The sequence below is a fragment of the Microcoleus sp. LAD1_D3 genome (assembly GCF_036702135.1).
Taxonomy (GTDB): Bacteria; Cyanobacteriota; Cyanobacteriia; order Cyanobacteriales; family Microcoleaceae; genus Microcoleus.
This window is the reverse complement of sequence record NZ_JAUBSB010000039.1, coordinates 1-21,698: the sequence shown is the minus strand read 5'-3', so window position 1 is coordinate 21,698 and position 21,698 is coordinate 1. Positions and strand designations below refer to the sequence as shown.

Annotated in this window: 21 protein-coding genes; 12 read left to right on the top strand and 9 right to left on the bottom strand. The window is 45.7% G+C overall.

All coding sequences use genetic code 11. From position 1 onward, the window contains the following. Positions 1-8: 8 nt before the first annotated feature. A complete protein-coding gene (locus QUA74_RS20285; protein ID WP_333332892.1) occupies positions 9-650 on the top strand; it encodes a HEPN domain-containing protein in 642 nt (213 codons plus the stop codon). A 157-nt stretch (positions 651-807) separates the two neighbouring features. Here the strand turns inward: QUA74_RS20285 and QUA74_RS20280 are convergent, their stop codons facing one another. Beyond that, positions 808-2,013, bottom strand: coding sequence for a DUF4336 domain-containing protein (locus QUA74_RS20280; protein ID WP_333332889.1), 1,206 nt, complete (start codon positions 2,011-2,013; stop codon positions 808-810). 125 nt (positions 2,014-2,138) lie between these two features. Next, entirely contained in the window at positions 2,139-2,981 is an 843-nt protein-coding gene (locus QUA74_RS20275) for a Uma2 family endonuclease (protein ID WP_333332886.1), read from the bottom strand. 119 nt (positions 2,982-3,100) lie between these two features. Between QUA74_RS20275 and leuB the strand changes: the two genes are divergently transcribed. Then, positions 3,101-4,186, top strand: a complete 1,086-nt coding sequence (gene leuB / locus QUA74_RS20270; RefSeq protein ID WP_333332883.1) for a 3-isopropylmalate dehydrogenase — start codon at positions 3,101-3,103, stop codon at positions 4,184-4,186. Positions 4,187-4,404: 218 nt separating this feature from the next. On the opposite strand, the gene QUA74_RS20265 is transcribed toward leuB, so the two are convergent. After that, complete coding sequence (locus QUA74_RS20265; RefSeq protein WP_333332880.1) at positions 4,405-5,883, bottom strand: bifunctional orotidine-5'-phosphate decarboxylase/orotate phosphoribosyltransferase; 1,479 nt, start codon at positions 5,881-5,883, stop codon at positions 4,405-4,407. A 255-nt stretch (positions 5,884-6,138) separates the two neighbouring features. Between QUA74_RS20265 and QUA74_RS20260 the strand changes: the two genes are divergently transcribed. Both QUA74_RS20260 and QUA74_RS20255 read left to right on the top strand, forming a co-directional pair. Then, the gene (locus QUA74_RS20260) at positions 6,139-6,321 is read left to right on the top strand and encodes a pentapeptide repeat-containing protein (protein ID WP_333332877.1); all 183 of its coding nucleotides are present in this window, start codon (positions 6,139-6,141) and stop codon (positions 6,319-6,321) included. A gap of 199 nt (positions 6,322-6,520) precedes the next feature. Next, entirely contained in the window at positions 6,521-7,231 is a 711-nt protein-coding gene (locus QUA74_RS20255) for a DUF547 domain-containing protein (protein ID WP_333332874.1), read from the top strand. 77 nt (positions 7,232-7,308) lie between these two features. Here QUA74_RS20255 and QUA74_RS20250 read toward each other — a convergent pair whose 3' ends face one another. Next, entirely contained in the window at positions 7,309-7,473 is a 165-nt protein-coding gene (locus QUA74_RS20250; RefSeq protein WP_333332872.1) for a hypothetical protein, read from the bottom strand. A 209-nt stretch (positions 7,474-7,682) separates the two neighbouring features. On the opposite strand from QUA74_RS20250, the gene QUA74_RS20245 reads away from it, so the two are divergent. Beyond that, positions 7,683-8,117 carry a hypothetical protein gene (locus QUA74_RS20245; RefSeq protein WP_333332869.1) on the top strand — a complete coding sequence of 145 codons (435 nt, stop codon included), beginning with the start codon at positions 7,683-7,685 and terminating at the stop codon, positions 8,115-8,117. Positions 8,118-8,222: 105 nt separating this feature from the next. Continuing rightward, the gene (locus QUA74_RS20240) at positions 8,223-8,786 is read left to right on the top strand and encodes a hypothetical protein (RefSeq protein ID WP_333332866.1); all 564 of its coding nucleotides are present in this window, start codon (positions 8,223-8,225) and stop codon (positions 8,784-8,786) included. A gap of 291 nt (positions 8,787-9,077) precedes the next feature. On the opposite strand, the gene QUA74_RS20235 is transcribed toward QUA74_RS20240, so the two are convergent. Beyond that, complete coding sequence (locus QUA74_RS20235) at positions 9,078-9,671, bottom strand: Uma2 family endonuclease (protein ID WP_333332863.1); 594 nt, start codon at positions 9,669-9,671, stop codon at positions 9,078-9,080. Positions 9,672-9,862: 191 nt separating this feature from the next. Here QUA74_RS20235 and QUA74_RS20230 point away from each other — a divergent pair, with 191 nt between their 5' ends. The 4 genes from QUA74_RS20230 to QUA74_RS20215 all read left to right on the top strand — a co-directional run bounded on the left by QUA74_RS20230 (position 9,863) and on the right by QUA74_RS20215 (position 13,602). Beyond that, positions 9,863-11,263: a DUF2157 domain-containing protein gene (locus QUA74_RS20230; RefSeq protein WP_333332860.1), complete on the top strand. Its 1,401-nt coding sequence runs from the start codon at positions 9,863-9,865 to the stop codon at positions 11,261-11,263. Positions 11,264-11,372: 109 nt separating this feature from the next. Further along, positions 11,373-12,089 carry a GDYXXLXY domain-containing protein gene (locus QUA74_RS20225; RefSeq protein WP_333332857.1) on the top strand — a complete coding sequence of 239 codons (717 nt, stop codon included), beginning with the start codon at positions 11,373-11,375 and terminating at the stop codon, positions 12,087-12,089. A 216-nt stretch (positions 12,090-12,305) separates the two neighbouring features. Beyond that, the gene (locus QUA74_RS20220) at positions 12,306-13,451 is read left to right on the top strand and encodes a hypothetical protein (RefSeq protein WP_333332854.1); all 1,146 of its coding nucleotides are present in this window, start codon (positions 12,306-12,308) and stop codon (positions 13,449-13,451) included. Between the two features lie 16 nt (positions 13,452-13,467). Beyond that, positions 13,468-13,602 (top strand): hypothetical protein, encoded by a 135-nt coding sequence (locus tag QUA74_RS20215; protein WP_333332851.1) that lies wholly within the window; start codon positions 13,468-13,470, stop codon positions 13,600-13,602. A gap of 90 nt (positions 13,603-13,692) precedes the next feature. On the opposite strand, the gene QUA74_RS29915 is transcribed toward QUA74_RS20215, so the two are convergent. Then, on the bottom strand, positions 13,693-13,932 hold the full coding sequence (locus QUA74_RS29915) for a hypothetical protein (protein ID WP_445251607.1): 240 nt from the start codon (positions 13,930-13,932) through the stop codon (positions 13,693-13,695). After that, complete coding sequence (locus QUA74_RS20210; RefSeq protein WP_445251606.1) at positions 13,907-14,362, bottom strand: class I SAM-dependent methyltransferase; 456 nt, start codon at positions 14,360-14,362, stop codon at positions 13,907-13,909. Before QUA74_RS20210 ends, QUA74_RS29915 begins: the two co-directional genes overlap by 26 nt. Positions 14,363-14,462: 100 nt before the next feature. Here QUA74_RS20210 and hemH point away from each other — a divergent pair, with 100 nt between their 5' ends. Then, the gene (gene hemH / locus QUA74_RS20205; protein ID WP_333332848.1) at positions 14,463-15,626 is read left to right on the top strand and encodes a ferrochelatase; all 1,164 of its coding nucleotides are present in this window, start codon (positions 14,463-14,465) and stop codon (positions 15,624-15,626) included. A gap of 192 nt (positions 15,627-15,818) precedes the next feature. On the opposite strand, the gene QUA74_RS20200 is transcribed toward hemH, so the two are convergent. Next, entirely contained in the window at positions 15,819-16,430 is a 612-nt protein-coding gene (locus QUA74_RS20200; protein WP_333332845.1) for a DUF4126 domain-containing protein, read from the bottom strand. 330 nt (positions 16,431-16,760) lie between these two features. On the opposite strand from QUA74_RS20200, the gene QUA74_RS20195 reads away from it, so the two are divergent. Next, complete coding sequence (locus QUA74_RS20195) at positions 16,761-18,047, top strand: Glu/Leu/Phe/Val dehydrogenase (protein WP_333332842.1); 1,287 nt, start codon at positions 16,761-16,763, stop codon at positions 18,045-18,047. Between the two features lie 82 nt (positions 18,048-18,129). Here QUA74_RS20195 and nrdJ read toward each other — a convergent pair whose 3' ends face one another. Then, the gene (nrdJ, locus tag QUA74_RS20190; RefSeq protein ID WP_333332839.1) at positions 18,130-21,423 is read right to left on the bottom strand and encodes a ribonucleoside-triphosphate reductase, adenosylcobalamin-dependent; all 3,294 of its coding nucleotides are present in this window, start codon (positions 21,421-21,423) and stop codon (positions 18,130-18,132) included. Positions 21,424-21,698: the final 275 nt, after the last annotated feature.

Genomic DNA, 21,698 nt, shown 5'->3' with positions numbered 1-21,698 from the left:
TGAGAGGTATGCCAAAATCAGTTAGATTTCGTACTCTAACCCAGCAGTTAAATAGGTTAAAAAAACAATTTTTTCCTAAGATTAATCCTCTAGGTTCATATTCCGAGCGGCAGCTAGCCTTAACTCTTGCCTACAGAGTTTTAGTTCATGCCGAAATTGAGGCTTATTTTGAGGACAGAGTTTGGGAAGTAGCCCTTAATGCTAAAAAGAATTGGGATAGTCACGGTAAGACTTGCCGTACTTTAATCTGCTTGCTTGGCTTTTCTGGTCAAATGATGGAAGCACCACCAGATACACTGACTCCAACTAAGGGAAGTAAAGCTTTGCCACCGGAAAAAATAAAAGTCAACAAAAAAATAGATTTAGCTATTAATAGTTTTAAGCGAAGCATTGACCAGAATCATGGAATCAAAGAAGCTAATCTTCTGGCGTTGCTTTTGCCAATAGGAATAGATACCGATGATTTAGATCCTGCTTGGCTGGCTACCATGAATACGTTTGGGGAAGAAAGAGGTGTTGCGGCACATACTTCAGCTACATCCCCGAAAACTATTAGAAGCCTAAATCCTATAAATGAACTGCGGAGGGTAGAGCAAATTATTCAAGGACTTTTGAGGGTGGATGAGCTGATTGATAATTTAATGAGATAAATGAATAAACCGACACCAATTGTCAAGAGTTTAATCTTTTTGGTAGGCTTGTAGTCGGAACGGGCATCTTGCCCGTTCCACAATACTTTATTTTTTTGTGGCACAGGCATCTTGCCTGTGCTCAAACAGCTTATTCAGAATGGTGCAAAATTTCAGATTAAACCTTGTCTTTCGCAGGCGGAACCAAACCAGTTTTATTCAAACCCGCATCAATCTGCCTGAGCAATTTAAAATCGTCTTCGGGTAAGGAATTAACAGGCGAGTGTTTTTCCAGAAACGAGAATGCTTGGCGAAATTCACGCGGCCGGGAGTCGATCGCACTATCGAAATGACAAGGTACAATTTTTTCAAAGTCCCAACTCGCCACTTTATCCACCCAATCGAGAGTTTCCCTCGGGGCGCGGTTGAGAATCAAACTCTGCAAAATCGGCGCCACAAACAACCGCCCTCCTCCCCGCAAAGCCTCAAACGATCGCTCCCAATGTGTTTTCCACTTGAACGGATACAACCCGAAATAAGCTTTCCTAGAGCGTTCTGGCGCTTCTAGTGCGTTGGCGAACACCTCCGACCACGGCGGCACTTCCAGCACGCTAGGCGTAAAATACATGGCAAATAAGGCGATTCTCTGCCACCCTTTGCGCCGATTTTCGTGGGTGTCTGCGACCGTCTCCAAGGCGCTGTCTTTGGCGTGAAACAGCAGCGGGTAAGAGTCGAGTTGGACGATCGCGGGCGGATTTTCGGGAATGGAAACTATGGAATCTGTTAACATCAGCGTGCGCGATCGTCTGTGAAATAACGCAACTTCTGCAAATTTGCCCAAACCAAGGTCGAGGGGGCCGAGAATTGCCCAGTCAAATTGATCGGCTAACGGCGTGTTGCTGCTGTCAAAGGGCAGTACAGAGGTGCGTTTCGCGGGCAAACCCAGCCAACTCAGCGGCAAATTCACCGGGAAACTCCACTGCTGCGGGGCGACAAATACCTCCGCTTCGGGAAAATTCCTCGCAAAGGGGCCGACAAAAACTTTGTGCTCGATGCCCGAAACCGTTGTCAGCAGGATGTATTTAACCTCGCCGTGCTCTGCTACTAACTCCTTTACCAAGCGGATGCACTCAGGAGTCGGTGCCACGGGGGCGTAGACGAGAAGGCCTTCGGGTTCTAGTTTAATTACTGTCATCCGAATCGGGACGACAACGTAGAAAATGCCTTGTATTTGGTCAAAAGTCCAGATTGTGTCCTTAACAATTTCCTTGCGGATGGTGCGCCGCTTGCTGTAGGGATAGAGGGGGACAACCGGCCAAAAGGCCCAAGAATAGTCCCGATAATCAATCTGTGCTGATGTTGGTATGCCTTCGCCCTCTGCCACTCCGTGACTCCTTGCCGATTTTTTTGTACGTGCGTGCGATCGAACTGTTTTTATCTTATTTCACTCGTGTTGCGCGGATTCGAGGAGTTGAAACCGGGTTTCACCAGGCCTGGGTGCGAGAACTATTAAACCAACTGTTCAGGATCGATGCCTAACTCCCGCAACCGCGCCGCTAGTCTTTCCTCTCGCTGTTGAGATTCAATTACTTGCTGTTGAGCTTCAATTACTTGCTGTTGAGATTCTAGAACTTGCTGTTGAGCTTCTATCAGTTGCCGTTCCGCCGCCGTTGCTCTTTCACCCGGACTCAAAATCAACCCTCCTTGGGCCGTAAACCACCGCAACCACAACCGATTCATACTCTTATAAGTGCCTTGCCACCAACCTAAACTCAACTGCAACTCAGGAATAAATAATCGCCCATCAATTAATTCTGCAGGTTCATAGTGGCCTCCTACAAGATGAAAAGCTCGCAATTCATCCGTGTAGCGACTGAAAATAAAATAGTAAGGAATCCGCAAAATTTGTTCATAAACTTGCCACTTAGTCGGCGGTTCCCCAGCTTGCTGAACAGTCCGCCCTAAATCTTCATCTTCAGTGCCCGGCGATAGCAATTCCACCACCACAAACGGATTTACCCGTTCTTGCCAAACTACATAACTCAAACGCATATCGCGCCCTTGATAAAGCCTTGGCACACCCACCGCAGCAAACCAATCCGGGCGTTTATGCCAGCGCGGTTGTGTTGCATCGTAATACAAATTTAGGTCACTGGCTGTAAAGACTTGTTCCGCATCCCATCCCGGCGGCAAAAACGTGAATTCCAAGAGTTGCGGCTGATCTAAATGAAATGTATCTGGCAAACCGGGCTCCTTTGGGTCTTCGCTGGGTAAATCATACATTGTTGGCAAACTCTGCCGGGGGTCTAAAGGCGGTTCAGCTTGAGCAGGCGGGTAAGTCGGGAATGTCATAATGAATTCTGAGGTTGCTTATCCTGATATGATTATAACCTTGTGAGAATGTCTTGCATTTCCAAAGAATTCCCATTAACTCTCAATCTCAAATCTCAAATCAAAACTCCAAAATCGATATGACTCAAAACTACCGCATCACTCTTTTACCAGGAGACGGCATCGGCCCTGAAATTATCGCTGTGGCGGTAGATGTCCTGAAACTTGTCGGTCAACAATTGGACATCGGCTTTGAATTTCAAGAAGCTTTAATGGGCGGCGCTGCTATTGACGCAACAGGCAATCCGCTGCCAGAAGAAACACTGGAAAAATGCCGCAACTGCGATGCAGTATTGTTAGCAGCAATTGGCGGTTACAAGTGGGATAATTTGCCCCGCGAACAGCGCCCGGAAACTGGATTATTAGGACTGCGCGCCGGATTGGGATTGTTTGCAAATTTGCGTCCTGCGACTATTTTACCGCAATTGGTTGATGCTTCTAGTTTGAAACGGGAAGTTGTCGAAGGCGTGGATATTATGGTAATCCGCGAACTCACAGGCGGCATTTATTTCGGCAAACCGAAAGGTATTTTTGAGACGGAAACCGGCGAAAAACGCGGTGTCAATACGATGGCTTACACCGAGTCGGAAATTGACAGAATCGGGCGAGTGGCTTTTGAGACCGCCAGGAAGCGGGGGAAAAGGCTGTGTTCCGTTGATAAAGCGAATGTTTTGGATGTTTCGCAACTGTGGCGCGATCGTATTATTGCCCTTTCTTCAGAATACCCTGATGTTGAAGTTTCTCACCTCTACGTTGACGCCGCCGCCATGCAGTTAATTCGCTGGCCGAAACAGTTCGATACGATTGTCACCGGCAATTTATTCGGCGACATTCTTTCCGATGCGGCGGCGATGCTAACTGGTAGTATTGGGATGCTGCCTTCTGCTAGTTTGGGAGCAAGCGGGCCGGGGGTTTTTGAACCCGTGCACGGTTCCGCACCAGACATCGCCGGACAAGATAAAGCCAATCCCCTCGCCCAAGTTTTGAGTGCGGCAATGATGCTACGTTACGCCTTAAATCAGCCGGAAGCTGCTAATAAAATCGAGCAAGCAGTCGTCGATGTTTTGGATCGAGGTTATCGCACTGGTGATATCATGTCGGAAGGTATGAAACTCGTCGGCTGTCGGGCAATGGGCGATGCTTTAATTGAAGTTCTGCAAGGTTGATTTATTTACCTTGTAGGGGCGGGTTTTACCAATAATATTCTACGCACACGCACAATCTCATAAACCCGCCCCCACACTAATAACCTATATCAACCTTGACTTGGAGCGCAGGTAAAAAATGTACATTGAGGCTTACCGTTGAGTTGAGGGCGGGTTTATAAGATTATTAATTTTTGGCGATTATGGTTGGTAAAACCCGCCCCTACAGGAATTGGGGTTTAATGTTCCGCCGTCAAAAGCTTGAATTGCTCGGTATCAATGCGATTTGCTCGATACAAAACTTCAGCTATTTCCGAAAGCGCTAACACAGAATGTGCGCGATAACCGTTGGCCTGCATCTTATCTTTGACTCCCTGTTCGTGGTCGATTAATACCACGATATCTTCCACATTCAAGCCAGCCGATTTTAACTTAGCCGCGCCTTCCATCACGCTTTTGCCACTAATTAAAATATCATCGACTACGACAATCGTTTCTCCTGCCTGAAAATGCCCCTCAATCAATTTGCCCGCCCCGTAAGTTTTCACCTCCTTGCGCGGGAAAATCATCGGGCGTTCCATCCGCAATGCTAAACCCGTTGCTGTGGGTAAAGAACCGTAGGGAATTCCCGCAATGCGATCGAATTTTAAATCCTTGAGAATGTCTGCATAAGCGCTGACAATTTGGTGGAAAATCTGCGGAATTGAGATAATTTTCCGCAAGTCGATGTAATATGGAAATACGGCGCCCGATGCTTGTACGTGGTCGCCAAAAACTACGCAGCCGATGTCATAAAGTTGCAAGATTAAATCGCGGTGAGGTTCCGGTTGCAAAAAGCAAACATCCGGCAGCCACAATTCGCAAGTGGGACTACCTTCGATCGCCCGCAGCCTCTGTTTATTAATACTATCCCGCAATTTCTCAATTTCTCGGCGCGGCTCTTTTCCCGCTAATAAACTCGGGGGGACTGGCAGCAATAAACCTTCACCATTTTTGCTTAAACCGGCCGCCAGCAGTTGTGCGAGGTCGTTTTCTTCTGTCAGGTCATTTTCTTCGGCGATGTCTCCTTCGACTAAAATTAGGCGTTCAGGAGCTGCTTGGCGGATACGCGCCAACATATCCGGCATTATTCCTACTTCTAAACCGACTTTTTCGGGAGTTCCCCAAGTTTGAGAGAGTCGGACTAATTGCAAGTAAAAAGGGTTTTTTGGCGTCGGGTATTCTTGCACAGCCTCGGCTGAGGGGTTGGCGGTGGCACAGAGCACAAAAACAGTTTTTCCGGCGTATAACAAAAAAGGTGCTACTTGGTCGAATCCGGCATAGGGACTTAAGGTAATAGCGTCAACTTGCCAGTCTTGAAATACTATTTTGGCAAACACTGTGCTGGTATTTAAATCGCAGTGTTTGGCATCTAAAATTACTGGCAGGTGAGGGGGAATAATTGTTAAAATTTCTTGCAGCAATGCCCAACCGGGAATGCCGAGAGATTGGTAAAAACCGAGGGTGATTTTGCAGGCACAGATTAAATCGGCTGTTTCGTCGATCGCACTTTTTAGCTTTGACAACAAATCTGTTACAAAACTTTTAGTTTCCTCTGCAGTCATGGAAACCAGGGCGGGCAAGGTTTCCGGGTCGGGGTCGAGGGCTAAATACAGCAAACTTTGATTGTTTTCAACAGCCGCTAACAGTTTATCGAAAAAGTTGGTTCTGTCCGTCATAGTGTGTTATGGAGGTAAGGGGAAATTAAAAAATTGCCGCTCAAAGTGGGAGGGGTGCTGTGCCGGAAGAAATTGATCGGTGTTGAGGTTGAAATTAAGAATCTTTTAAAATTGTAGAAGGTAAAGAGCAGGAAATCTGTAACTTTGGGAGCAGTTTCATGGGGACTGATTTTCGGGTTGGCTACATTGGTGATTGCAGCTAACCGCCAGCCAGTCAATTTGTTGTGGTAAACTAACCAGTGTGCGGGCGACGATTTGAGCAGCATTCCCCTAGGGCACGCGAGTTTAGCAAAGGCAGATTTGAGAGGAGCAAATTTTAGGGAAGCTAATTTATCCGGGGCACTTTTGAGCGGGGCTGCTTGGCAGCAAGCTAATTTACAAGGCGCTAATTTGAGCGAGGCTAATTTAACTAGGGCCGGTTTGACGAGCCTAATCTAAAAAATGCTACTGTTGCAGGTGTTATTTTGGTTGACGGTAGTATTAAATATAGAAATCCTTGCAGGAGTCGTAAATTTTTTACCCCACCCCAACCCTCCCCGAAGCCGCGGGGAGGGAGTAAGAAATTAACAAATGATTTAGGATTGCTATAGAAGCAGAAGCTAAAGCAATGCCCGCCTTATCACATGGATAGTAATAAATGATCGGTACGATCGACCTTAAGATTTGGGACGAGTTGTTGCAACGCTACGTTGACGATTTGGGCCGCGTCAATTATCGGCGCTGGAAAGCTGAGGAGGCGGATGTTTTGAGGGCGTGGCTGGAAAGTTTGGCTGATGTCGATTTGGCGGATTTTACTGATGCGGATGCGCGGCTGGCGTTGTGGCTGAATGCGTACAATGCGATCGCAATTTCTCAAGTTCTGGAAGTATATCCGATCGCGTCGATCCGTCCGAAAGTTTTGGGAATTCCCAACTGGCTGAGTTTTTTGGATTTTTTCACTCGTTCAAATTCGATTATTGGCGGCAAAAAGTACAGTCTCAATCAAATCGAACACGGAATATTGCGGCAGGAATTTGCGGAACCGCGCATCCATTTTGCATTAGTTTGCGCTTCAGTCGGGTGCCCGCTGCTGCGCCGGGGGGCTTATTTCCCGGAGTCGGTACGGACTCAACTAGAAGCGGATGCGAGCCGTTTTATTCACAATCCTGATAAGGTGCGATATGATGCCCAGAAAAAGACGCTTTATTTGAGCAAGATTTTTAAGTGGTACGGGGAGGATTTTGTAAAGGCGGCGGGTTCGGTGGCTGAGTATGTGGGCGGTTATTTGGGGCCGGAGGCGGCTGTGGGTGATGGATGGGCGATCGTTTTTTTGCCTTATGACTGGAATTTGAATCGGGTTGATGGATAAAATTTGCGCCTATGGGTAGGTGTTTTTTTGAGGGAGTAATTTTTTTCGGCTGTCGTTACCCCTTCAAATTGCCAGATTCAACAGGGCGATCGGATGACTCCGAGGCGATCGACTGTGACCAGGGGTGAGGCGATCGGACGGCTGGCACTGGCAAGGGTGAAAAATGCACCATTTAGGGCGGTGTGTGGGGTTTTGGGGTGATTGGATGGCTGGCAGGGCTGAAGAGGTTTAAATCGCACCACAGGCACGGCTCAAACGATGGGAGCGGTGGCAAGGTTGGAGAGGCTGGCACGGTCGGAGAGGCTGGCACGGTCTAGCTTTTTTTCGTCACACTCACGACTGAGAACCCACAGCTTTTTTAAAAATTGGGAGGGTGTGGGAGGGGTCACAACCGTGGTAAGGTCATAGCAGTCGAAACATAAACACATTGGCTTAGAGGAAATAAAATCAAATGTTGAAACAAATTCATCTTAAGTATTTACCAGCATTATTAATTTTGTTTAACTTAGTTTTGATTGGAATACCTTTACAGGCAATTGCTCAACGTAGGTTATTTATATTCAGTGGTGATATACCTGGTAGAAGACCTGGTTGTTCGATTATTTCTATTGATAAGTTAAGTAACAGTCAAACGGGTCGGGAATTATTAGCTTTAGAAGATGGTATGACGCATCAACAGGTACAAGCGATTATAAGTGGCAACCCTAGTGAACCATATAGGTTAATCTATGATGGTGCAAAAGAGGGAGTTATGCGCTATAGAGCTGACAAGGGAAGTGCGGGATTGAAATTAACCCTAGGTTTCAAAAACAATGGTTTAAACGCAATAAGTTTGTCTGTGACAGACGGTAATGCAGACTGTCAAATAGCAGTTGAAGATTTATGACATAGTATAAAAAGTTTGAATAAAAAGAAGTGATTTCTTTTTACTTGCACTTCCAAAATTCCTGCTTTTACAAGACTTACACATTAATAGATTAGGAAATTAATAATGAGTGTATTATTACCGCGTATAAACCACACAGATTGCTTAAGAGAAAAATTTTTACTTGAGAATTGTAATCAAAATATTGTTGGAAGTTTTTGGGTAAAGTTCTGCAATAGAATTCAAAAATATAATATACCAATTTGGTGGGATACCTTAAATTCAGAGGAAAATCCAGCGCAAGTTATTGTTGAGATGTTTGATAAAGGTGGGATTGTCCCTGAATATGAAGACCCTTTGTATTATGTCTCTTGTATTATCGTCGTCGCTGATTGTTCAAATCCCGCTAGTCTGTCCTATGTTATTCAGCATACAAGGATGGACAACCATGATGGAATCATGTTATTAAGAATAATGGCTAAACATAATATTCCAGTTATTACATTAGTTACAGATTATGAAGACTTTTTGCATGATAGATATCCAGAGAAAAGCGAGGCGTATAAACTTTTGATACCTGTTATAAATAATTGGACTGTTGATGTGTGGGAAGATTATTGCAGTTATCAAATGGGAGAATCTGGTAAAGAAATGCTAGTTAAACACTGGGGAAAAATGAATATCCGCTAAAGCAAAAGCTAAGCTTATAGGAAACATTTTTCTGATGTGGCGGTAAAGGTTACAAGCTCTAGGCGGGGAAATGTGAGTTTCCCCGCCTAGATTTATTTAGCAAAGTAAGGTTGATGATATTCTCACGTCACTATCTAAAAATGGTGTGACTGTTAGCGAAACTTACAGGTTGCAATCAACCTAAATCCCTATCAGGGATTGAAACATGGCCTCAATCAGGTTGAGGGTGGAGATTTTCACTAATCGGTAGGTGGTTAGATGAATGCTAACCAATTAGCTATTGATCCGCCATTAAACCTCTCCACTCAAAATCTGTTGAACCGTCAAACTTAGCTGTAGAAACATCGGAGATACGATCGCCCCTCCATCCCGAAACACCCCAACCTCAACATACTGCCCATTCTCAAGCCGCAAAACCGTCACCACTTCTTCTATTGGATCGATCGCCCAATACTCTGCGATGCCCCGCGCTGCGTACTGAGCTCGTTTGCGCTCGTAATCCCGATCCCTGCCCACTCTACCCGGACTGACTACCTCCACAACAAACCGAGGAGGCAGCATATCGAAAGTGATAGTTAGCCTGATTGCTGTCAGCGGAATGTGTTCAGGTTCCAGAATTATCAAATCGGGGTAGCGGTTGGCCGCATCTCCCGATCGCAAAACGGCAACTTGAACCTCGCAATTATGCGTTTTAATCAGCCTGAGTGGCACTAGCCCGCTGCTAGCCAGATAGAAAAATAGATAGTTAGCAATGAAATTATTAGGTTCAGATTCTGGTGGCAAAGCTATTAACTCCCCATCAATTAACTCATAGCGTTGACCCGTATCATTTGAGTAATTAAGGTACTCGTCAAAAGTTAACTTTTTAGATTGAGCTTGTACCATAATATTACATTCCTTGATTTATTCGTTCCTTTCTGCTGGGAGTTTGTTTATGTAGAAACGGTTTCAACAGCCGAAGCATATCAATCAAATCTGCTGTGCAAGTTCAGCAGGTGTCCCAGCATCCATCGACAATCGAGCCACACATGACATATTAAAAACTATCACAGTTCAAATCCTCTGGAATATAAACAATGATTTCAGATAAATTTCGGCGCGAGTTGCGAGATCAAGCCAAACTCTGGCAAGCAGAAGGACTCATCGACACTTCATTCTACCAACAACTTTCCGAACGCTACCAATTCAACACACTCGAAACCGCCTCCCGCAACCGATTCCTCAGCATTCTGATGAGTCTCGGCGGCATTCTCCTCGGTATAGGAGTCATCACCTTTGTAGCCGCAAACTGGCAAGTTTGGTCGCGCGAAGTGAGAGTGGCACTGCTGCTAAGTCTTTTCGTAGCAGTCAATGCAGCAGGTTTCTATCTGTGGCGAATTCCCCCATCCCGAAGCCAAAACTCCCCTCCCAATATGCCCGTAACAAAAGGGCGAAACAAACTCCTAGGTGAAGGATTGTTGCTGTTAGGATCTCTGATTTTAGGAGCAAATATGGCATTGATGGCGCAAATGTTCCACATTGGCGGTTCTTCCTACGGACTTTTCCTTGCTTGGGGAATCGGCGTGCTCGGAATGGCTTACAGTTTGCGGTTGACTTCCTTGGGCGTTTTGTCCGCACTTTTAATCGGTTGGGGCTATTGGTTTGCCGTGTTAGATTGGTCTTCCAAAGTCGAGTTTTCTTGGCTGGAAGTTTTGGTGCGGCAAATGCCGATCGCAGCCAGTATAATGTTTGTGCCGCTGGCTTATTGGTGTCGATCGCGTGCTATTTTTGTCATAGGTGCGATCGCGATAATTTTTTCCCTACAAGTTTCTATCGTCCAAGGCTTAAATCTAACCTGGGGTACAGCAATTTTTTGCGCCCTACCGCCCGCTTTGCTGTGGGGATACGACGATGCAATGTGGCCGAAGGTACGCACCAAGCTGTTTCAACCTACCGCCCGCAGTTTAGCACTGCTGTTTCTCGCCGGTTTGTTTTATGTTCTTTCTTTCCACTGGTTTTGGCGGGATTCGCCGAATCTTGCGCCAACGGAGTCGGATTGGGTTTTGCTGGCAAATGTGGCTGTTTTGGGCGGTTTCACGCTGTTTGAATGGCTGCGCTTGGGACGTTTGGAACTCCGCCGTCCCAAACAAAATGGTGTGGATTTGACCACAAGTGCGATCGGCATTTTAATTTTCGCCAGCGCCTTAATACCGCTTTTTCACCTCAATTTTACTCCCATTCCTCAATTAGCGACTTTTCTGTTCAATGTTTTCTTATTTTTGCTTGCAGTCGGCTTAATCCGAGAAGGTTTAGCTTTAGGAAACCGCCGGAGTTTTTGGGGAGGCATGGTATTAATCACTCTGCAAGTTATCAGCCGAGTGTTTGAGTATAACACAGGATTGTTGCTCAAATCTTTTGTATTTGTTCTGTGCGGAATAGGCGTAATTGCTGCGGGTTTGTGGTTCGAGCGCCACTTCGCAAAAATCCCCGATGAATAGGTGCATTCTACTATAGTGCGATCGTCCCCTTTGCACTGCACTCGGAAGATAATTATGCCGATTCAAAGCTCAACGATATTATTCTGCGAACCAATTCCCAATTCCCAATATGAACACCGAAAATCCAGATTTAACAGATCAAAGTTCCGAAATAGCAGATACCAGCCCTACTCCCCCATCATTCACCCTTCCCCCCGCTGCCAAGCGCCTTCCTGGGTGGCGGCTGTGGGTTCCTTTGCTGCTGCAAATCGGACTAATTGCCGCAGTACCCGCTCCAGCCGTTTACACTTTTATTACTGGCAAAACAGTGGTTTTGCAAACAGCACCAGTAGACCCTTACGACTTTTTGCGCGGATATTACCAAGTTTTGAGCTATGATATTTCTGCTAGCACCAATCTCCAAAAACTCCCCGGCTGGAAAGATTTACCGATGGAAAAAATATATTGTTCGCCCGGAGTTGTTTGTCCACAAAATACGCAGAGTGTTAAGGCAAAAACCAGTTTTTATGTAATCTTAGAAGCGCCAAAAGCCGCGACTAATCCCGGCCGCCCCCAAGCTTGGAAACCCGTCCGCGTCAGTCTAGAAAATCCCACCAATTTGCCCGTCAATCAAATCGCAATTAAGGGCAAATATAACGGTTGGCAGATGGAGTACGGCTTAGAAACTTATTATATGCCAGAAAATGAAAGGGAAAAAGTCAATCAGGAGATTAGCGAAGCTCAAAGGAAGCAGCGACAATCTTTTTTGGTAGAAGTAAAGGTTGACAAAACAGGCCATGCTGTGCCTGTGAGTTTGTGGGTGCGCGATCGCAATTATCGATTTTAGCCAAAAAGGGCCAAAGGTCGATCGGTCTTTTGCCCTTGTTTTGAGTATTTGGGCTTAGGGAGGGGGCCGAGGTTCGGCGATTCCCTACCGCAACGGGCCCGCAGGCGCGATCGGGATAGCTTCACTCGCGCAGACCTTTCAATTGCCGACAACCCAGGAGAATCTATTAAGATATATAAGACTTGTGCAAATCTTGCCAGTTCAAGGGCGCAAGTCATGACTCTACTGGAGCTTCTCATGTTAGCCGAGCTAATCTCTGCCAGACGAATACTCAAGACCAAACTCCTCGACTTCTTAGGACTTCCCGAAAATTGCCAAGACCAAACTGATCATCTCGTCAACCGAATTGTATCCCTGCTGGAAGCAAATCCAGCCGAACAAGAAAGATTTTGGGAGACATTCAAAAGTGAATTAGCCGTCGATCCGGTAGAATTAGAAACAATACTCAAGTGTTCGCCAGCAGAACGCCAGCAGTGGATTGAACAAGACAAACTCCCTATTTTAGAATACCGCTCTTTCCGCAAATCAGGAATCCATTTAGAATATCCCGTTCACGACAGAAGATTGATCTTAAGTCTAACGCCAACCGATATTAATAATTGGCGCAAAGAACCCAAAGGGCTGATTAAAAATCATCGCCCAATACCCACCCCAATCAATACAGAAAACCCCGTAGAAAACGAACAATCCCGAGTAGCTTTTAGTTCAGAGTGGGAAAAAATAATTGCCGACTGGAAAGAACAAGGTTCGGCGGAAATTTCAGCAACCTTCCAGCTAGCTTACTGGACAGTTTGGGCGTCGCGGTGGGCAAAAGAAAATCAGCTCAACAGCTTTAAAGCAATTAATAAATATAAGGAAGTCTACGAAACTCACCAGCAGGAATGGTACCAGCGAAAAAATCAAGCAGTCAAGTTACTGATTGAAATGCCCTACGCCATGCTTTACTTCTACCGTCCGGCGGATGCTGACAAATTATATCTCGAACTGTGCGACGACCACCAGGAAATGATGAAAGATGGCTACTATTGGGACAAGTGGGACTTTTTCTATCAGAACCGCAAATTGGTAAATAAGTGCCGCGAATGCGTGTACTCCGACATCAAAGATTATTACTCGCTTTACTATCTCGAAATCAAAAGCGACAAGTTTCCCGATTTTAGTTTTTCTTTCCACACGCCGTACCCAATCGGCAGAAAATTTTTGCCGCATCCAGAAACGCTGCCTTATGTAGATCACGTAGAACAGGACGGCATTTTTCGCTTTGGCCGCCCGCTGCTGGAACAAGAGAAAGCTCTTCACACAGAAAAAGATGTATTGCTCAAGTTTGAGGCGGCTTTGGCAGAAGCGAAAAAGTTTGTTTAGTCATTAGTCATTAGTCATGAGTAGAGTTATTGCACATTTTTTGATTGATAGGGAAAACCATGATATCAAATCTGTTAGCATCGGCATTATTCAGATATCTATTCTCGACCTCTGCGTGAATCAGCGTCAATCCATTGTCTTCTGCGGTTAATTTTTCTTTTTTTAACCGCAGATACAGGCAGATAAACACCGATTAACGCAGATAAATTATATCTATTCCGGTTGTACCTTCGGTGATTGTTTACGGTTGACTGGACTTGACGCCCGACGATGCTACCGGATTTGATATGTTTTGAACTTGGATTACTTGAATGCTGCCGCCAGCATAAACTTTTGGTTGTTGAGTTCCTTCGGAATTGTACGATCGCAATCCCACCTCTGCCAACAAACTCCCCAAGTCAGTTTCAGTCTCAAACAACCACAAAAATACAGCCCACCCTGGCAAAAATACCGGATTAGTAGGCGAGTGAAAATCTACCAAAATGAATAGACCACCTGGCTCGATCGCGCGGTACACTTCTTAAAAGATTTGTCGCAATTGCGCCCGTTGCATTTCGTGCATCGCAACGCTGCTGTGTACTCCTGTGAAACTGACAGTCGGGAAAAGGCATCGACTCAGCAAAAGCTTCTAAATAATAATTGGCTGATGGTACATTTTTCCTTGCCCGTTGCAGAGATAATGGCGAAGCGTCAAGTCCTGTGACATCCTGGAAATATTGCACCAGAAATTGCTTAGTTTGACCGCTACCGCAGCAACGGTCTAAAACTTTAGTTTCGGCGCTGAGGGTCAAATTTTCCCAGGCTTGTTGACCCAAACGAGCATCGCCACCTACGCTCAAAGCAGCAAGACGCGCGATCGTATCGTAGAGCCACTGATACCGATAACTTAAATCTCTAAAAATAGTTGCCATAGTCAAAATTATGTATACCTTGCTATCGACTTAAGATATTATTAAGTTATATGATAAAGATAAGTAACAGAACTGAGATATTGGGAGAGCTGTAACCGCTATGGGTCGTGTGGGAGTATTGCTATTAAACTTGGGCGGGCCAGATCAAATCGAGGATGTCCGTCCTTTCCTGTTCAACTTGTTTGCTGACCCGGAAATCATTCGCATTCCGTTTCCGTGGATGCAAAAACCGCTCGCCTGGTTGATTTCGACCCTGCGTTTTCAGAAATCCCAGGAAAACTACCGCCAAATCGGGGGCGGCTCTCCTTTGCGGCGGATTACCGAGGAACAAGCCGCTTCGCTGCAATCCGTCTTGCAGTCCAAGGGACAAGATGCTCGAGTATACGTGGGGATGCGCTACTGGCATCCTTTTACCGAAGAGGCGATCGCCAAAATTAAGCGCGATCGCATCGAACATTTGACAATCTTGCCGCTGTATCCTCAATTTTCTATCAGCACCAGCGGTTCTAGCTTCCGGCAGCTAGAAGAAATGTGGGGCAAAGATCCAGCCCTCAAAGATATCGAATATACCGCGATTCCTTCTTGGTATAAGCGGCCAGGCTACATTCAGGCAATGTCGGAATTGATAGCCCAAGAACTAGACCACAATCCTCATCCCGATCGAGTTCACATCTTTTTCAGCGCCCACGGCGTCCCCCTCAGCTACGTAGAAGAGGCTGGAGACCCCTATCAGCGCGAGATTGAAGATTGCACTCGTCTGATTATGGAACATTTGGATCGATCGAACGAACACACTCTAGCTTATCAAAGTCGGGTTGGCCCGGTGGAATGGCTCAAGCCTTACACCGAAGACGCGATTACCGAATTGGCAGAAAATGGAGTCCAAGATTTGTTGGTAGTTCCGATTAGTTTTGTTTCCGAACACATCGAGACTCTGCAAGAAATTGACATGGAGTATCGAGAATTAGCCGAAGAATCGGGGATTAAAAATTTCTACCGAGTGCCCGCCCTGAATACTCATCCGGTGTTTATTGAAGCTTTGGCCGATTTAGTCATCGAGTCGATCGAATCTCCCAGCGTTAAATTCTCGGATGTTATACGCCCTTCCAAGACAGTGAAAATGTACCCTCAAGAGCAGTGGGAGTGGGGTTTGACCACGGGGGCGGAAGTCTGGAACGGTCGTGTGGCGATGATTGGTTTTGTGGCATTATTGCTGGAGTTAATTACGGGTCAGGGCCCGCTACACTCGATCGGATTGCTTTAAATTGACAGTTGACAGTTGACAATTGACCGTTGACTGTTGACTGTTGTTACAAATGACTAATGATATCAAATCCGTTGGGATCTGAATTATTCATCTCTCTTCTCTTCCTCAGCGCCCTCTGCGGTATCTGCGGTTAAATCATTCCGAAACAACCGCAAACGATAGGATTAATCACCAATAACTAATCACTAATTAATCAGGATCGCGCTTGCGGCGGCGGGGATTTCCCCTATCACCCGGTATTCCCTGACTTTTGTACCAGCGATACCACTCTTTAGAACTGCGAATTGCCAGCCACAGCAGCAGCATAGCAAATAACCCTCCCTGCCGCGGGGCGTCAAAGGCAAACAAAACCAAGGAAATGCACAGAACATCTTGGAGGAAAATCACCCAAATCGGCAAACCCCGCAGCCGATAAAACCATCCTGCTTGTACCAGTTGCAGCACTAAAGCCAACAAACCTCCGACAATACCAATTATCCACAGCATCCAAGGGTGAGCAATAATTTCCTCGATCGAACTTACTTGAGCGATCGAAATTCCCATAATTGCTCCTACAATAGGGCTGAAAATAATTTGCACAATTTGCAGTACCCGCTGTCCTACAAAGGTTTTAGAAGCAAATAACTCTAACAGCGACCAACTCACCAAGATGGTGATAGCCACCTGGGGGGGAACCCCCGACAATAGAGGTATTTCCGACCAAAGTTTGTCAATCCGCAACAAACCAATTAACAGCAGGGGCAGGGCAATTCTCATACCCCCTGCCGCAGACGCAGAGAGTGCGGCTAGGAGTCCAACCATAATAATAATTCAGTTTCTAACGTCAGCTAAAGCCTCGATCTATTTCAGAATTTAATTCCCCTGATGGCTGGCTGTGATTTGAGCGATCAAACTCAAGTTGAGGCTTGAGCTTAAATATCACCTTCTATTGTAAGTGTATCTGCTTAATTGCTGCTTGGCCCTGCGAGATTGTCGATCAATACAAAACAGTTGAGTGTTCTTAGTTGACTGTTGTCAGAAGAAAGGAGGCAGCATTCAACCAGGATTGTGATTAAATTAGCTTAAGCACCCGAAGCCTTTTTCTCTCTGAAAACAGTCAATTAACAACACTCAACAGTCAACTAACTTCTTATGTCTGATTCATTATTTGCCGATGCCAGTCGCCGATTAGAACGAGCCTTAAAATATGTGTCCCTTTCCGAGGATACGATCGAACGGCTGAAACACCCCAAATCCAGTTTAATTGTATCGATTCCCGTGCGGATGGACGACGGTTCCCTGCGAATTTTTCAAGGTTATCGGGTGCGCTACGACAATACCAGAGGCCCGTCTAAAGGAGGAGTGCGCTATCATCCGGGAGTATCCCTTGATGAAGTGCAATCCTTAGCATTTTGGATGACTTTTAAATGTGCAGTTTTGAACTTGCCTTTTGGAGGAGCCAAGGGCGGAATTACTCTCAATCCCAAGGAATTGTCCAAACTGGAATTGGAACGGTTGAGCCGGGGCTATGTCGATGCGATCGCAGATTTCATCGGCCCCGATGTCGATATTCCCGCGCCGGATGTCTACACCAATCCCATGATTATGGGTTGGATGATGGATCAATACAATATTATTAAGCGGCAGCTTTCTCCAGCGGTGGTGACTGGTAAACCAGTGACAATTGGTGGCAGTTTGGGCAGAGATACGGCAACAGCAATGGGTGCTTTTTTTGTAGTAGAAACTATTTTACCCAAATTTGAGCTAAATCCTCAAGATACAACTGTAGCAGTACAAGGTTTTGGTAATGCCGGTGCAGAAATAGCTGAACTTCTCTGGAAAGCAGGTTACAAAGTTGTTGCTGTCAGCGATTCCCAAGGGGGAATTTATGCTAAACAAGGGCTGGATATCCCCAGTATTCGAGGCTTTAAAGACTCTAACAAAGGTATCAAAGCTCTTTACTGCGAAGGTTCTGTTTGCAATATTATCGAACACGAAATCTTGACAAATGAACAGCTTTTAGCATTAGATGTAGACGTGCTCGTTCCAGCAGCTTTGGAGAATCAAATAACGGAAGCAAATGTTAATGATATTAAGGCTAAGTTTATTCTTGAAGTAGCTAACGGGCCGATTGATTCTGCTGCTGATTTGATTTTAGAAGCGAGGGGGATTCAGGTAATTCCTGATATTTTAGTCAATGCGGGAGGCGTAACGGTTAGTTATTTTGAGTGGGTGCAAAACCGCAGCGGGCTTTATTGGACGCTGGAGGAAGTCAACCAGCGGTTGAAGCATAAAATGGTCGAAGAAACTGAGGCAATTTGGAAAAAATCTCAGGAATTGTCAGTTTCCATGAGAACTGCTGCTTACGTGTACGGGTTAAATCGACTCGGAGAAGCGATGAATGCGAAGGGAACACGGGATTATTATGTGAATGGTTGAGAAATAAAATCCCCGACTTCTTCTGGTTATGTTCGTGAAATATCGAAGTAATTTCAGAAGTCGGGGATTTGGCTATTGGCTATTACATAGCCTTAGTCTCCGGCATCAAACACTTATCAGAATCGCAGCCAGCCGGTCCCGAATCCATCATTTCACCTAAGTCATAACGACTCAGTGCCGCATGAAAAACATCTATTTGGCGACGAACTAAAACGTCTTTCAACATCGTCTCGTAAGTTTTCTTACTCACGGGTTCAAAAGGCAGACGCGGGAAAGTTTCAAGAGCATCAAACCGAGCCAAAAGCGCTGCGGAAATGTAGCCTTCATCATCGCGAATCGCTTCGTAAATCCGAGTACCCAAACTTTCAACTTCATTTTCCCGCAACTCAATAGTCGCGCTGGTGTTATGTCGCACATAGAACTTTTGCACCTGCATATAAAAGTCCATTTGTGCCGCCGCTGAGAATTTGTTAATGTCAATTTCATCAGCACCGGGCAAGTCAGCCCAACTTACCGCAACGGGTATTTCTACCAGCCATTCCGTGCAGCGTTCGTCGAAGGGATTGTTCAACAAATTGCCGTTTTCATCTTTGTCAGATTGAGACGGAATTACGTTGTATCCGTAGTCGATGCAGGCGAGGGCTACGGGGTCGTTTTTGCCGAAAGTGATGCGGCGAATGAAACGCTGGGCTTTCGGCGGATGCCAGCCGGGGGAAGCACCTGTCAGCAGAGATTTAGTACCCGATGGTTGAACGGTTGTGCAGCGATTTGGGCGTTTTAAGGAATGGCGATCGCAATAATCCCATACTACCCGATTCACAATCTCCCGCCAACCACTCAAATACTCTTCTTCCCGCTGTTTAAAAGCGATTCCTTGGGGAGTTTGCGGGCGGCCTTCCACCCACCAGCGCAGCCACTCAACGCCAAAAGCATGAACGAAGAAATCGAACAATCCCGTGAAAGATACGCCGACAATCGGGTCTAGTTCGCGGCTGTATTGATAGCGAGGTTCAAGAAATTTGTGATTGAGAAGTACCGCTACAGATAGAGCTCCGGCGGTGAAAGCTTCCTCTTGTTCTTTGAAGTTGTAAGGGTCAAGTTGATTGAGGTGAACCTCCGCCAAATTACAGTTTCCAGCTAGGGTATTGCCGAAAACTCCCTTATGAAACTCTGGTTCGTTGAAGCAGTAAGTATCGTGCAATCCTGGTAATTCTTCGACACTTCTGACGACTTGCCATTTACCTTTGCCTTTAGCATTCGTCCCTTTGCTCACATCTAACCGCTGACAAGGTATTTCACCACAGTCAGTAATTTGCAAGTAGTACAAATCCCGACTTCGGACACCGTAATTAGTAATTGACCCTTGATGAGCGCAAAGATTTAGCGACGAACGAATACCGCATTTAGTCAAAAGTAACTGAACTCTGAAAGCGCGATCGCGGTCAGAAATATAAATTCTGATACCATTACTGTGGGTATTCGAGCCGTCCGTATCAGCTAATCCAGCAATAAAATGTAAAATTGCTTGCCGATTCCAGCTCGCAATTACATTTAGTGCTTCTGGGTTAACTTTCAAACTTTTCAGCAACTCTCCAGAAAAGCTCAAGTTAGTTACATCGGTAAAAGCAGGTAAATAGTCATAGCTTCTTTCAGGAGACTTATTTCCTGCCACTGACAATGCCATTTTTTGTTCGTAAAGTCGAACTTTTGCATTGTCATTTTGGTCTGTAGTTCCATCTCCTACAGCCACACCCAAAGTGTAAGCATAACTTGAATCGATATTCATGCCATCTTCATACTGAATTGTAAAAGGTTCAGTATGAATGCTATATCGACTTGTATCCATCAAGTCTTTGGTTTGAACTTCTTTGTAAACTTTACCAAAGCGATCCTTGACAAAAAAACGATGATATTCTGTGGCATCCAGATAAGTACCATCACCAAACTTTACACGATAAAGTTTGCGTCGCCCGCCACAAGTATCACTCCCTGTCTGAAATGGTGTGACTGAACTCCATTTTTTACCATTCCAAATTTCGATTTCAGTTCCAACAACGTCCTTTATTTGATGCAGTCCATCTCTAGTAATTAGCAGAGTGTCGCCACTGACACAATGAAAATTAGAGCCGATTATTTCACCACACGGGTTTAAGCCCATGCGGACTAACCGATGCTCTAATTCTTCCGCAGTCATATTAGGATAGCGTTCCTGCAACCAATCTTTAGCTTTTCCTTCGTCGTAAGCTTTCAAAAACTCAAGTTTAAGACTCGGTGTTGAAAGTAAATCAACATTAGATCGAGCTACAGCTTCGCCGGCCCATTGAATCGCACCTTCGCCGCTGTAATACTGTTTGCGGACAGCATCAATACATTCTTCTAGTGTAGGTTTGGTATGGAAAACTCGCGTATGGTTGGCCATCCGAAGGGCATCGCGTTCTGGATCTATTCTCCAGTTGCCGCTTTCATCTTGTTGCCACAAATTATTTTTAGCATTTGCCCCTAGTTCGTCATCGAAAGAAAACTGACGAATTCCCGCGCTTCGGCGAATATTGCCAGCAACAATTGTGACCGCTGCTTCATCAATCAACACGCAGCATTCAACTGAATTTAACTGCCGCCCTAAAGCTTTATTCAAAATTGCGGCGCAGCGCTGATAAAGGTCGGGCAATTTCACCGGATTGGCTACTCCGCCAAAACCTTTTAAAGGTTCTCCCACGGGGCGAACGTCGCTCAAATCTATGAATACTTGAACTTCTCCGGCAAATCTTTCATCTGTGGATAATTCCAGCAAAGTTTGATAGGAGTTTACCCAACCTTGGCGAGAATCTCCGACATAAATAGTTGCGGTTTTTTCTGCTATTTTTACTTCTGTTTCTTGACGGCGCGACTGGGCGGGTGTAGAGCCAATTTCGCCTTGCATGGTTAGGGTTAAACGGTTGCGGATCGGCGGCAGTTGGTTGATATATTGTGGTTCCAAGACTGCCCCAGTGCCGCAGCCCATCATCGCCAAGTCCATTAACAAGCCAAAGGAACGCCAGTCGAGAATATTTGTTGAGGAGCAATTATATGCGCCGGAAAAATTCTCTGGTTGTTCGATCCATTTGCTGCCCCCTACCCACAGCCAGCGGCCTGAAGCGAGGGTTTTGAGCTGGTTTTGCATCCGGTGCAGCAGTTGTGTTTCTTCGGGGGTGAGGTTTCCCAGCTTTTGCAGCCCCTTGACTGTTCGATCGCACACTTGGGCCCAAGTCTCCCTTCCCGTCTCGGTACGGCGGCTGTAAGTCCTAAAAAATACTGGATTGGCTGCGGGTGCTGTTTCGGGGAAATCGGACAGGTTGCGTTTCTCGCTGGCACTCGATCGCTCTAATTCTCGAACCATAGGTTGTGTACTGACGTGTCGGAATATATCAACAGACTACGAATATACAACAGGATTCAGATTTAGGGTTAAAGGTTAATATATTTGACAATCTGCACTAAATATGGGGCACAGAACTGTACAAGCTCGATCGGTCGAGATCCTCAAAACTTGACAAAAAAACCCGATTTCTTCCTGAAAGCGGGTGAATAGCAAATCTTTTGAAATGCTCACCGTCCTAAAGGAGCGGTGATTCTTGACGCTTCATCGGGATTTGCTACCGAAGTAGTCTGACA

What these genes read in the sequence shown, in the direction of transcription:
- QUA74_RS20230 (WP_333332860.1), top strand. Translation starts at nt 9,863, where the DNA reads ATGATTTCAGATAAATTTCGGCGCGAGTTGCGAGATCAAGCCAAACTC.
- leuB (WP_333332883.1), top strand. Translation starts at nt 3,101, where the DNA reads ATGACTCAAAACTACCGCATCACTCTTTTACCAGGAGACGGCATCGGC.
- QUA74_RS20235 (WP_333332863.1), bottom strand. Translation starts at nt 9,671, where the DNA reads ATGGTACAAGCTCAATCTAAAAAGTTAACTTTTGACGAGTACCTTAAT.
- QUA74_RS20195 (WP_333332842.1), top strand. Translation starts at nt 16,761, where the DNA reads ATGTCTGATTCATTATTTGCCGATGCCAGTCGCCGATTAGAACGAGCC.
- QUA74_RS20220 (WP_333332854.1), top strand. Translation starts at nt 12,306, where the DNA reads ATGACTCTACTGGAGCTTCTCATGTTAGCCGAGCTAATCTCTGCCAGA.
- hemH (WP_333332848.1), top strand. Translation starts at nt 14,463, where the DNA reads ATGGGTCGTGTGGGAGTATTGCTATTAAACTTGGGCGGGCCAGATCAA.
- QUA74_RS20245 (WP_333332869.1), top strand. Translation starts at nt 7,683, where the DNA reads ATGTTGAAACAAATTCATCTTAAGTATTTACCAGCATTATTAATTTTG.
- QUA74_RS20200 (WP_333332845.1), bottom strand. Translation starts at nt 16,430, where the DNA reads ATGGTTGGACTCCTAGCCGCACTCTCTGCGTCTGCGGCAGGGGGTATG.
- QUA74_RS20240 (WP_333332866.1), top strand. Translation starts at nt 8,223, where the DNA reads ATGAGTGTATTATTACCGCGTATAAACCACACAGATTGCTTAAGAGAA.
- QUA74_RS20215 (WP_333332851.1), top strand. Translation starts at nt 13,468, where the DNA reads ATGAGTAGAGTTATTGCACATTTTTTGATTGATAGGGAAAACCATGAT.
- QUA74_RS20275 (WP_333332886.1), bottom strand. Translation starts at nt 2,981, where the DNA reads ATGACATTCCCGACTTACCCGCCTGCTCAAGCTGAACCGCCTTTAGAC.
- QUA74_RS20210 (WP_445251606.1), bottom strand. Translation starts at nt 14,362, where the DNA reads ATGGCAACTATTTTTAGAGATTTAAGTTATCGGTATCAGTGGCTCTAC.
- QUA74_RS20255 (WP_333332874.1), top strand. Translation starts at nt 6,521, where the DNA reads ATGATCGGTACGATCGACCTTAAGATTTGGGACGAGTTGTTGCAACGC.
- QUA74_RS20225 (WP_333332857.1), top strand. Translation starts at nt 11,373, where the DNA reads ATGAACACCGAAAATCCAGATTTAACAGATCAAAGTTCCGAAATAGCA.
- QUA74_RS20285 (WP_333332892.1), top strand. Translation starts at nt 9, where the DNA reads ATGCCAAAATCAGTTAGATTTCGTACTCTAACCCAGCAGTTAAATAGG.
- nrdJ (WP_333332839.1), bottom strand. Translation starts at nt 21,423, where the DNA reads ATGGTTCGAGAATTAGAGCGATCGAGTGCCAGCGAGAAACGCAACCTG.
- QUA74_RS20265 (WP_333332880.1), bottom strand. Translation starts at nt 5,883, where the DNA reads ATGACGGACAGAACCAACTTTTTCGATAAACTGTTAGCGGCTGTTGAA.